At 68.9% G+C, this 10,195-nt stretch carries 8 protein-coding genes and 1 pseudogene; 4 read left to right on the top strand and 5 right to left on the bottom strand.

Annotation, left to right across the window (positions count from 1 at the left end; all coding sequences use genetic code 11):
• Window positions 1-263: 263 nt before the first annotated feature.
• The 3 genes from AC1DKV_RS27910 (at window position 264) to AC1DKV_RS27900 (ending at window position 2,773) form a co-directional block, all read left to right on the top strand.
• A complete protein-coding gene (locus AC1DKV_RS27910) occupies window positions 264-566 on the top strand; it encodes a GIY-YIG nuclease family protein (RefSeq protein ID WP_441650226.1) in 303 nt (100 codons plus the stop codon).
• A 129-nt stretch (window positions 567-695) separates the two neighbouring features.
• The gene (locus tag AC1DKV_RS27905) at window positions 696-2,159 is read left to right on the top strand and encodes a DegQ family serine endoprotease (RefSeq protein ID WP_477138432.1); all 1,464 of its coding nucleotides are present in this window, start codon (window positions 696-698) and stop codon (window positions 2,157-2,159) included.
• A gap of 296 nt (window positions 2,160-2,455) precedes the next feature.
• Entirely contained in the window at window positions 2,456-2,773 is a 318-nt protein-coding gene (locus AC1DKV_RS27900; RefSeq protein WP_441621841.1) for a hypothetical protein, read from the top strand.
• A 199-nt stretch (window positions 2,774-2,972) separates the two neighbouring features.
• On the opposite strand, the pseudogene AC1DKV_RS27895 reads toward AC1DKV_RS27900, so the two are convergent.
• The 5 genes and pseudogenes from AC1DKV_RS27895 to AC1DKV_RS27875 all read right to left on the bottom strand — a co-directional run bounded on the left by AC1DKV_RS27895 (window position 2,973) and on the right by AC1DKV_RS27875 (window position 9,162).
• Window positions 2,973-4,547, bottom strand: a pseudogene (locus AC1DKV_RS27895) (MFS transporter).
• On the bottom strand, window positions 4,544-5,032 hold the full coding sequence (locus AC1DKV_RS27890) for a MarR family winged helix-turn-helix transcriptional regulator (RefSeq protein WP_441621844.1): 489 nt from the start codon (window positions 5,030-5,032) through the stop codon (window positions 4,544-4,546). Before AC1DKV_RS27890 ends, AC1DKV_RS27895 begins: the two are co-directional and overlap by 4 nt.
• 117 nt (window positions 5,033-5,149) lie before the next feature.
• Window positions 5,150-7,174 (bottom strand): transglutaminase TgpA family protein, encoded by a 2,025-nt coding sequence (locus tag AC1DKV_RS27885; protein WP_477138431.1) that lies wholly within the window; start codon window positions 7,172-7,174, stop codon window positions 5,150-5,152.
• Entirely contained in the window at window positions 7,171-8,235 is a 1,065-nt protein-coding gene (locus AC1DKV_RS27880; RefSeq protein ID WP_477138430.1) for a DUF58 domain-containing protein, read from the bottom strand. The genes AC1DKV_RS27885 and AC1DKV_RS27880 overlap by 4 nt, the downstream gene beginning before the upstream one ends.
• A 6-nt stretch (window positions 8,236-8,241) precedes the next feature.
• Window positions 8,242-9,162 (bottom strand): AAA family ATPase, encoded by a 921-nt coding sequence (locus tag AC1DKV_RS27875; protein WP_477138429.1) that lies wholly within the window; start codon window positions 9,160-9,162, stop codon window positions 8,242-8,244.
• A 180-nt stretch (window positions 9,163-9,342) separates the two neighbouring features.
• On the opposite strand from AC1DKV_RS27875, the gene AC1DKV_RS27870 reads away from it, so the two are divergent.
• On the top strand, window positions 9,343-10,191 hold the full coding sequence (locus AC1DKV_RS27870; protein ID WP_477138428.1) for a phytanoyl-CoA dioxygenase family protein: 849 nt from the start codon (window positions 9,343-9,345) through the stop codon (window positions 10,189-10,191).
• Window positions 10,192-10,195 lie beyond the last annotated feature (4 nt).

The raw sequence follows: 10,195 nt of genomic DNA, 5'->3' as shown, positions 1-10,195 counted from the left end.
GAACAGGACCGTGAAACGACTCCACGCCGATGATAGTGCGGATTACCCGTGTGAAAGTAGGTAATCGCCAGGCTCTCCCTTTAAACCCCTCAGTACGCAAGTACTGGGGGGTTTTGCTTTTGGGGCGGCCGATTTATGGCGGCCAATTTGCAGCGACCGGTCCGCAGCGGCGGTMTTGCGATGGCCTGAATGCACGGTGCCTTTGCAGTCATCGTGCCAGCCGGCATAATTGCTCTGTTTCCATATACCTCTAATCGCCCCGGATGCCAGCCGAGAGCAACATTTCATGGTTTCTCTACCTGCTCGAATGCGAAGGTAATACCATCTACACCGGCATCACGACCGATGTGGAGCGTCGTTTTGCCCAGCATCAGGCAGGAACCGGCGCCAAATACACGCGTTCACGCAAGCCGATCCGGATCCTCGCCTGGCAGGAATTCGAAAATCGCTCGGAAGCCTCGAAGGCCGAGGCTGCCGCCAAGCGCCTGAATTCAGCGCAAAAGCGCGCATTATGCGCGATGTTGTCGGAAAATAACGATCCCGGGCAAATGACTGCGGCCAGCTAGTACGCCGCGGACTCCAGAGTTCCCACTTCCTTTCCTTCCMTTAAGTCTGGTTTAAGGATGGCCCCTTAGCATGGTCCTGTCGCGTCCCGGCTCGAGGACGCCCAAGGTAACTCAGGAAAGGAAGACGCCATGATCCGCCAGACACTAGCCCGCTCTGCCATCGGTATTGCTGCCCTGGCTGCGCTCGCCGGGGGGTATACCTATCTGCAGAAGGAAGTCATCACGCCGGGATATGCCGCGCAGGCGCCCGCGACGGCATCGTCGCAGCCAGTGGCCGTGGCCACCCCGGCTGATTTTTCGGGCATCGTCGACCAGTACGGCCCTGCCGTGGTCAATATCAGCGTGACCGCGCGCGCGCAGCGCACCTCGGCGCAGGTGCCGCAGGGCATGGACCCCGACGACCCGCTGTTCCAGTTCTTCAAGCGCTTCGGTCCGCAGTTCCAGGGTCCGCAGAGCGGCCAGCAGCAGCTGGTGCGTGGCCTCGGCTCGGGCTTTATCATCAGCCCGGATGGCCTGATCATGACCAATGCCCATGTGGTGGACGGCGCCCAGGAGGTAACCGTCAAGCTGACGGACCGCCGCGAGTTCAAGGCCAAGGTGCTCGGTGCGGATGCGCAGACGGACGTCGCCGTGATCCGCATCGATGCGAAGAATCTCCCGACGGTGCGCCTGGGCGATCCGTCGCGCGTGCGCGTGGGCGAACCGGTCCTCGCCATCGGATCGCCTTACGGTTTCGAAAACACGGTGACCGCCGGCATCGTCAGCGCCAAGTCGCGCTCGCTCCCGGACGACACCTATGTGCCGTTCATCCAGACCGACGTTGCCGTCAATCCCGGCAATTCGGGCGGCCCGCTGTTCAACCAGCGCGGCGAGGTGATCGGCATCAACTCGCAGATCTACAGCCAGACCGGTGGCTACCAGGGACTCTCCTTTGCGATTCCGATCGACGTGGCCAGCAAGGTGCAGGCGCAACTGGTCGCGCACGGCAAGGTTACGCGCGGCCGTCTTGGCATCGGCGTGCAAGAGGTAAACCAGGCCCTGGCGCAATCGTTCGGCTTGCCGAAGCCCAGCGGCGCGCTGGTGAACTCGGTCGAGCCTGACAGCCCCKCGGCGAAGGCCGGCGTCAAGCCGGGCGACGTGATCGTGCAACTGGGAAGCGACGTGATCGATCATTCGGGCGACCTGCCCGAGCACGTCGCCGACCTCGCGCCGGGCACGCAGACTTCGCTCAAGGTGATCCGCAAAGGCGAGCCCGTGACCCTGACCGTCAAGATCGGCACGGCGAAGGATGCGGCTGTCGCCGACAAGAGTCCCGCCAACAATGCGGGTGGCAAGCTCGGCCTGGCGGTGCGTCCGCTGAGCCCCACGGAGAAGCGCGACAGCGGCATCGACGGCGGCCTGGTCGTGGAGGATGTCGCGGGCCCGGCGGCCAAGGTAGGCATCCAGCCCGGCGACGTCATACTGTCGATCAACGGCACGCCGATCAGTTCGGCGGATCAGTTGCGCGCGCTGGTGTCGAAGTCCGGCAAGCAGGTCGCCTTGCTGGTGCAGCGCGATGACGCCCGTATTTTCATCCCGCTCGACCTCGGTTGAGCGTCGTTGGAAGCGTGGTAAGCCGCCGCCGAAAGCGCGGTGATAATCGAGTMGGAAAACGTGAGCGGGCCGGTAAACGCGTATACGTTTACGTATACGCGGACGTATACGCGGACGTATACGCCAGGTATACGTCCGGCCCGCCAAGCCTTGCTGGAAGCCGAATTCCGGTGCAAATAGGGCTGTCAGAACGCGCTGTAACAGGTATTATCTCGACTGCGACGCAAGACACGCCGCGACGGCTGCAGGCCCTTGTTGCGAATTCGTCTTGCTGACTCGAAGACACAAGGAAGTCTATGCAGTTGGATTTCACCCGCGCGTCCGCGATCACGGGTACCGAAAGAGCGCGGCGCCTGCCGCAATCGACGCCCTCTCCGCGCCGCCGCAAGAAAGCTGAAGCCCCGCACTGGGAGCGTGGCTACCGTTCGCACTTCTACCGCAATGAGCGTGGCGAGAAGCTTGGCGAGGTACGCCTGTCAGATCGTGGCGAGCTGCCGGTTGTCTATCACTGGGCCGCCGGCAACTATTCCGGCGCGGAAGGCTCGCTCGTGCATGCGCGCATGCGTGTGGAAGAAACCATCGGCTTCGGCATGCGCCAGCTGCCGCTGTTCTAAGCGCAGGACTCCGATGTCGCCGGCGGCTTTGCCGGCAGATGCAGTGCCCGTATCGCGCAAGCGCGCCGCAGCGATCCAGCCCGGCCACACGCATTGCCCACGGCAAGCCGCCAAGCGGTGACGCCCGCCTCACCATCCCCGCGGCACGCACGCCGTATCCGAACCAGTCCCTGCCGCTCTCCGTTCAGTCGCGCTCCGTTCAGTCCAGGCGTCTCTGAGCCAGCATGAAGGCCGCAGCGGTCAACGCCAGCACCGCGATCAGCCGGTACAGGTCCTCGCACGCAATCAGCCGGGCCTGCGAGTCGACCAGGCTGGCGAGTTGCGCCATCGCGGCCTGGTGCGCACTGCCGGCATCGAAGCCGCGCGCGCTCCAGCCCGCCTGCACCGCGTCCAGCCATTGCTGTGCCTGTGCGGTGTGCTGGCCAAGGGCGCCGGTCAGGCTGGTGTGCACGGCGAACTGCCGGTTCTGCAACAGTACAGCGCCCAGCGCGGAGGCAAACGAGGCAGCGATCTGGCGCAGCAGATTCTTGCTGCGATAACCATGCGCGAAGTCTTCCTCGGCCAGCGAGCGGAAGGTCAGGCCCGCGATGGGGATGATCACCATCACGCCAAACAGGCCCTTGCCGATCAGCCCGGCGATCAGCGCCTGCGTACCGGCGTCCGGCKGCATCGACGAAAACCACCATGCCGCGCCTGCCATCAGTAGCAGCCCGCTCGCCATCAGCGGCTTCTTGTGCGGCAGCTTTGGCGCCACCCGCAGATAAACCACGATGCCGGCCAGGCTGACCATGGCGGCAAAGCTGTTGAGCCAGCCGGTGGTGGCCAGCGGCATGCCCAGCGCCTGTTCCGCGTAGATCGGGAACACGTAGGCGCTCAGGTTGCTGATCAGATAGTAGGCGAAGTACATCCCCAGCCCGGTCAGGTAGACGGGGTTGCGCAGCGCGCGCACGCGCAGCACTGGCGCGCTGTGGTGCCATTGCTGCCAGAGGAACMAGCCGAACAGGCCGACCCCGACCGCGCCGATCGCCACCAGTCGCAGCGGGTGCGAAAAGACGTCGAAGCGGGCCTCGGTCAGGGCGGCCTGCAGCGACACTACCGCCGCGCCGAACAGCAGCAGCGGGCCAAGCGCGGGGCCCTGGTCGTCGTTGCCCGGCTCCGCATCGGGCAGCAGCAGCCACGCGCCCAGCGCCGCCAGCGCCGCGAAGGGCAGCGCGCCGTAGAACACGTCCTGCCACACGCCGCGCTCGATCAGTTCCGCCGCCAGTGCCGGCGCCACCGCGGAGGCCGAGAAGATGCCGAGCATGAAGATGCGCGCCGCGCGGGGCCGGTCGGCCGGCGCGAACATCACATTGACCAGGATGCGGMAGCTCGTAAACAGCGCGCCGCCACCGACGCCCTGGACGAAGCGCGCGCCCACCAGCTGCGGCAGCGAATGGCTGGTCGCCGCCGCCAGCGTGCCCGCCATGAAGATCAGCAGCGCGCCGGTGAGGTAGTAGCGGTAGCCGAAGCGCTGCGCCAGCCATTGCTGCTTGAGGATCATCAACATGCTGCCGACCGCGTAGGCGGCCTGGACCAGGGCGAAGCTGCGCGGGTCCGCGTCCACGCCGCCGACGATGTGGCTGGACGCAAACACGAACATGATGTTCTCGAGAAACTCGACCTAGGTGGCCAGCGCGAGCAGCAGCATGACCAGTGTCTGCCGCTGCCGGCGGCTGAGCAGGCGCAGCCAGCGCAGCCCGAGCCGAAGCGGGCGCAAGGCAGAGCCTGATCTCATGGCTCCAGCGCGAGCAGGTTCTTGTGCATGCGGTTCAGGGCCCGCGTGGTGGTGCCCAGGCCGCTGTCTCCCAGTGGCTGCCAGGCTTCGGCGTAAGCGGCGTGCACCGCCGGTGCGGCACGTTCGAGCAGGCGCAGGCCGGCCGCGGTGAGCACGAGCTCGGTGCTGCGGCGGTCCTGCGTGGAAGCATTGCGGCGTACCAGCCCGCGCGCTGCCAGGCTGTCCATMAGGCGTGTCATCTGGGTGCGGGTGGCGTCGAGCGTCAGCCCTAGCTCGGACGGCAGCGTCGGCTGGGCGTCATCGGTGGCGAGCATGCTGATCGCCAGGTATTGCTGGAGGTCCAGCTCGAACGGTGCAAGTGCCCGGTCGATATGGTCGCGCAGCAGGCGCGCCGTGCGCAGCAGCAGCCGCGAGGCCAGGATCAGGTCACGCGGTGCCTCGGGGTGGCTGGCACAAAAGCGTTCAATGCGGTCTTCGAACGACATGGAGGCGTAATGCTTCTGGTGATGCCGGCGCAAGCGGGTGCTGCACTGGCGAATTGATTTCGTATGAAATTATATCACTTGAAACAAGTCGCCGAGATGACGGGCGGCTCGGCAGCTTCATGCGCCCCGCGGGGTGCGGTGGAGTTGCCRCAGGGCCCGGCGCAGCGCGGCCAGCTCGGCCGTACGCAGCGCCGGCGCAAGTTGCCCGTAGCGCAGCCTGACATAGCGCTGGTTGAAATCGTGCACGGYGCGGGCGGCGGCCGGCCAGGCGAGCGCCGCGCGTTCGGCGAAATCCTGCGGCCCCTCGGAAGGCGAGCGTACGCACCCGTGGCGTGCCAGTTGCCGGCAGAAGCGCGCATAGAGCGCCTGTACCGGATCGGTCTCGCGGCGCCGGCGCATGAGCGGCACCAGCCCCAGCAGGCTGAGCGCGGCCAACCCGCCGAGCAACGCCTGCGGCAGGCTGTCGCCGACGCCTATCCGATGCATGAACCGGGCCTGCTGGCCGCGATCGTATTGCAGCACCCAGCGCTGCCAGGTGTAGACCATGCCATCCATGCCCCAGCGCAGGTTGCGCAGCCAGCCCGGGTCGCGTACCGCGCGCAGCGCCTCGATCTCGCTGGCGTCGAGCGCCGCGTCGATGCCGCGCTCGACGCGGCTCGGCGCCACCGCGCTGGTGGGATCGACGCGCACCCAGCCGCGTCCGGCCAGCCAGATCTCCGCCCATGCGTGCGCATCGGCCTGGCGCACGATGTAGTTGCCGCCGATCGGGTTGTACTCGCCGCCCAGGTAGCCCGTGACCACCCGCGCCGGCACGCCCGCCGCGCGCATCAGGAAGACGAAGCTGCTGGCATAGTGCTCGCAGAAGCCGCGGCGGGTGTCGAACAGGAAGCTGTCGATCTGTTCGCGCCCGAGCGGGGCGGGCGACAGCGTGTAGCCGAACGGCGCCGCCGCGAACAGCTGCAGCGCGGCCTGCGCGCGTTGCGCAGGCTCCGGATAGCGCTGCGCCCATTCGGCGGCAAGCGCGCGGCTGCGCGGGTTGCCGGGCGGCAGCGAGAGCGCCAGTTGCAGTGCCTGCGGATCGAGCGCTTGCGCTGCGCCCGGCGCCGAGCGCGCGCGATAGCGCAGGCGCCGGTCGACCGCGTCGCGGACGAAAAACTCGCCGTCGGCATTGATCGTGGCGCCGGCTTCGGCAGCGATGGCCTGGCCGCGGTCGAGCAGGAACAGCCACGGGTGCTGGCTGGGTTCGAGCGTGATGCTGTAGTCGATCACGCCGGTCGCCGCCGTGTTCGCGGCTGTGCCAGCCACGGTGTCCGTCGCGTCGGCAGCTGGCGGCAGCCCCGGCGCGGGCTGCGCGGCGCGTTGCCTGCCCGGCGCCGGGCGCCAGGTCTGGCCGTCGAACTGCCAAAACACCAGCGCCCGCCAGTACAGGGCGCCGGCCGGCAGCGGGCCGCCTTGCACGTCGGCGCGCAGCGCCACTTCGGTCGACTGCGTCAGCTGGCTCACGCTGCCGGGGCTCATGGTGTCGCTGATGCCGGTGGCGGCTACCGCCTCGGCCTGCGRCAAACGCCACAGCGGTCGGTCCAGGCGGGGAAACAGCACGAACAGCACCAGCGCCCACGGCAGCCCGATCAGCGTCAGCCGGCCTAGCAGCGGCCATACCGCGAGATAGCCGCGCGCCTCCGGATGGCCCAGGAACAGCCAGTTGCGCAGCAGCMAGGCAGCGATGGCGAGGCCATACAGCGCCAGCCAGAAAGGCTGGTCGAACAGGTACAGGCTCAGCAGCAGGTAAAAGCAGAGCTGCGTCACCAGCGTGGCGTCGGCCAGCACGCGGCACTCGAGCAGCTTGAGCACGACGAAGGCGCCGAGCAATGCCACCGAGAGATCGCKGCCTATGTTGCCGCCGGCCTGCCACGCCAGCGCCGCGGCCACCAGCAGCACCAGCCCGGCGGTCAGCCCGAGCATCAGGCGCGACGGCAGCGGCGCGCGCTGGCGCCAGAGCAGCCAGCGCCAGCCCATCAGCAAGACCAGCAGGACGCTGATGGTGACGGGCAGCCCGCGTGCCTGCGGCGCCAGCACCAGCGCCAGCTGCCCGAGCAACAGGCCGTGCTCTTCGTGGGCGAGCGCGCGCGGCGGCGCTTTCATCGCGGGCTTTCCGGCGCGGGCTGTCCCGGCTTGCCAGGCCACAGCGCCAGCGCCTCGAGGCAGGCGCGGCGATGCGGGCCACCGCGGCCGGGCGCGATCTCCACGCCGGGCAGCCGCAGGCCGATCTCCACTGCATCGCCCGCGGCCAGTACCCATGCGCACAGGCGCGACAGCCGTGCCTCGTTGCCCAGGGCGGGCGGCATCGAATGCCATTCGAGCCAGCAGGACGGCTGGCTGCCGGACTGCCCGGTGCGACTCAGCCAGCGCCCGGTGCGCGCGCTGTGCTTCCAGGCGATGCGGTGTAGCGGGTMGCCGCTACGGTAGCGCCGCAACTGGTCGGTACCGTCGTCCGACACCAGCGTGGACGCGCCATCCTCGTCCGCCTGCGTGGCGAACGGCAGCGGCGGTGCGCCGGCCTCGGGCAGCGGGTASACCAGGGCGGCCAGCGGCAGGTCGGCGTAACTCCATACCCGGAAKAGGTTGAACGGAAAGCGGCTCGACAGCGTCACGCGCGGCAGCGCAAGCCAGCCGCGCCGGCTGGTGGGCAGCCGCAGCGTGAGCGTGCCCGCGGTGCCGCGCGCCAGGCTCAGGCTGGCCGGCGGCGCTCCGGCCTGCGCCGGCAGCGTGGCTTCGATGCCGATGCGCACCGGCGCATCGTCGCCGGCGACGCCCGCCACGCGCAGGCTGAACGCAGCGGACTCGCCGACGAAGACCGGCGCGGCGCTGGCGCCGGCCACGGTCATGTCGAGCAGGTTGCGGTAGGCCTGCCACATGCAAGCCATGCCGATGCCGCCCAGCAGGAAGGTGAGGGCGAAGCCGAGGCTGATGTTGTAGTTGAGCGAAGTCAGCAGCATGGCCAGCAGCAGCAATGCAAAGCCGAGGCCCGCGCGGCTGGGCAGGATATAGAGATGCTGGCGGTCGAGCGTCACCACGCCTTGCCGGGGCGCGCGCCTGCGCCGCAGCCACGGCGCCGTGGCTGAGGGCCATGGCTTGCGGCCCGGCGCACGTGCCGGGGACGGCCGCGGCGGGCTATGCGGCGAGAGCGGCCGGCTGCGCGACATCGCGGCTCAGGGAATGGCAACGTCGGCCAGCAGCCGCGCGATGGTCTCCTGTCCCGCGCCGGCGCCGCTCGCGGGCAGCAGCCGGTGGCCGGCCACCGGCTCGAACACCGCCTGCACGTCTTCCGGCAACACCATGTCGCGCTGGTGGAGCAGGGCCCAGGCCCGCGCGCAGGCCAGCAGCGCAAGGCCGGCGCGCRGCGACAGCCCGGCCGCAAAGCCAGGATGCGCGCGGGTGGCCTGCACCAGCGCCAGCGCATAGTCCACCAGGGCGGGGCCGGCATAGACCTGCGCCGCGGCCTGCTGCAGCGCCGCCACCTGGTCCGAATCCATCACGGGAGCGGCGGCCGCGGGCGCCGCGCCGCCGAGGTACAGCACACGCTCGAAGGCCGCATCGGGGTAGCCCAGCGACAGCCGCATGGTGAAGCGGTCGAGCTGCGACTCGGGCAGCGCGTGGGTGCCGATCTGGTCCAGCGGATTCTGCGTGGCGATGACGAAGAACGGCGAGGGCAGCGCATGCGTGACGCCATCGTGCGTKACCTGGCCTTCGGCCATGGCTTCGAGCAAGGCGCTCTGCGTCTTGGGCGTGGCGCGGTTGATTTCGTCGGGGAGTACCACCTGCGCGAAGACCGGCCCGCGATGGAAGCGGAATTCGGCGCTGTCGCGCATATACACGGAGACGCCGATCAGGTCCGCCGGGAGCAGGTCGCTGGTGAACTGCACGCGCTGGAACTGCAGGCCGAGCGTGCGCGCCAGCGCATGGGCCAGCGTGGTCTTGCCCACGCCGGGCAGGTCCTCGAGCAGCAGGTGGCCGCGCGCCAGCATGCAGGCCAGCGCCAGGCGGAGTTGCCGGGGCTTGCCCAGGACGATGCGGCCAAGCTGGGCTTCCGCCTCGGAGAGCGAGGCGACGATGCGGGGGCGAGCGGTCACTGGAGGCCTGCGGGTCGGATCGAGGACCCGGCCATTGTAGCGGCGCGCGTGTACCGGGGAACAGTCTGTTTGCGCACGTAGCGAGGGCTACTGGCGGGCCGGCTTGCGCCAGATCACGCCGGATGGCGCGGCTTCTGGCATTATCGAAGCTGTCAGCCCTGCCAACCCACATCCGCTGCAATGAACTCCCCCCTCGCCGCATCCCCGGGCGCCGCTGCTTCGGYGGCAGCCCAGGCCTMCGCCATCGTTCCCGCTCCCGCCGAACTGGAAGCGCTGAACCGTGCCTTCCATGCCGATGGCTTTATCGTGCTGCGTGGCTTTGCGCCGCCCGAAGTCTGCGACCGCCTCGAGCAGGTCACGCGCGCGCAACTGGCCCAGGCGGCAGCGCCGGTGGAATACGAAGCCGAACTCGGTTATCCGGGCGCGCCGGCCAGCCGCGATGCGGCGGGCGGCGGCACCGTGCGCCGCCTGCGCCAGGCTTACGGGCGCGACGAAGCCTTCCGCCAGTGGGCAAGCGACCCCGCGGTGACGCAGGTCGTGTCGACGCTGCTGGGCGAGCCGGTCTGCCTGACGCTGGCGCACCACAACTGCGTGATGACCAAGCATCCGCACTATGGCAGCCAGACCGGCTGGCACCGCGATACGCGCTACTGGTCGTTCGCCAGTCCTGAACTGGTGACGGTGTGGCTGGCGCTGGGGCGCGAGGACGAGAGCAACGGCGTGCTGCGCGTGATTCCCGGCTCGCACACGGTGGCGCTGGAACCGGGGCAGCTCGACGCGGCGGAGTTCCTGATCGAATCGCACCCGGCCAGCCAGGCTTTGCTGCGCGGCGTGCGGCCGCTGGCGCTGGCGCGCGGCGACGTGCTGTTCTTCGACAGCCGGCTGTTCCACAGCGCGGGCCGGAACAGTTCCGAGGCGGTCAAGCTGTCCGCGGCCTTCGCGTATTTCGGCGCCAGCAACCATCCGTTGCCGGGCACGCGCTCGGCCGAGTTCGGCAGCGTCGCGCTGCCCGCGGGCGAGGCGCGCTGAGCGC

The organism is Cupriavidus sp. 05T41, assembly GCF_056396525.1.
The sequence above is the reverse complement of the archived record's forward strand: the minus strand, read 5'-3'. Positions and strand labels throughout refer to the sequence as shown.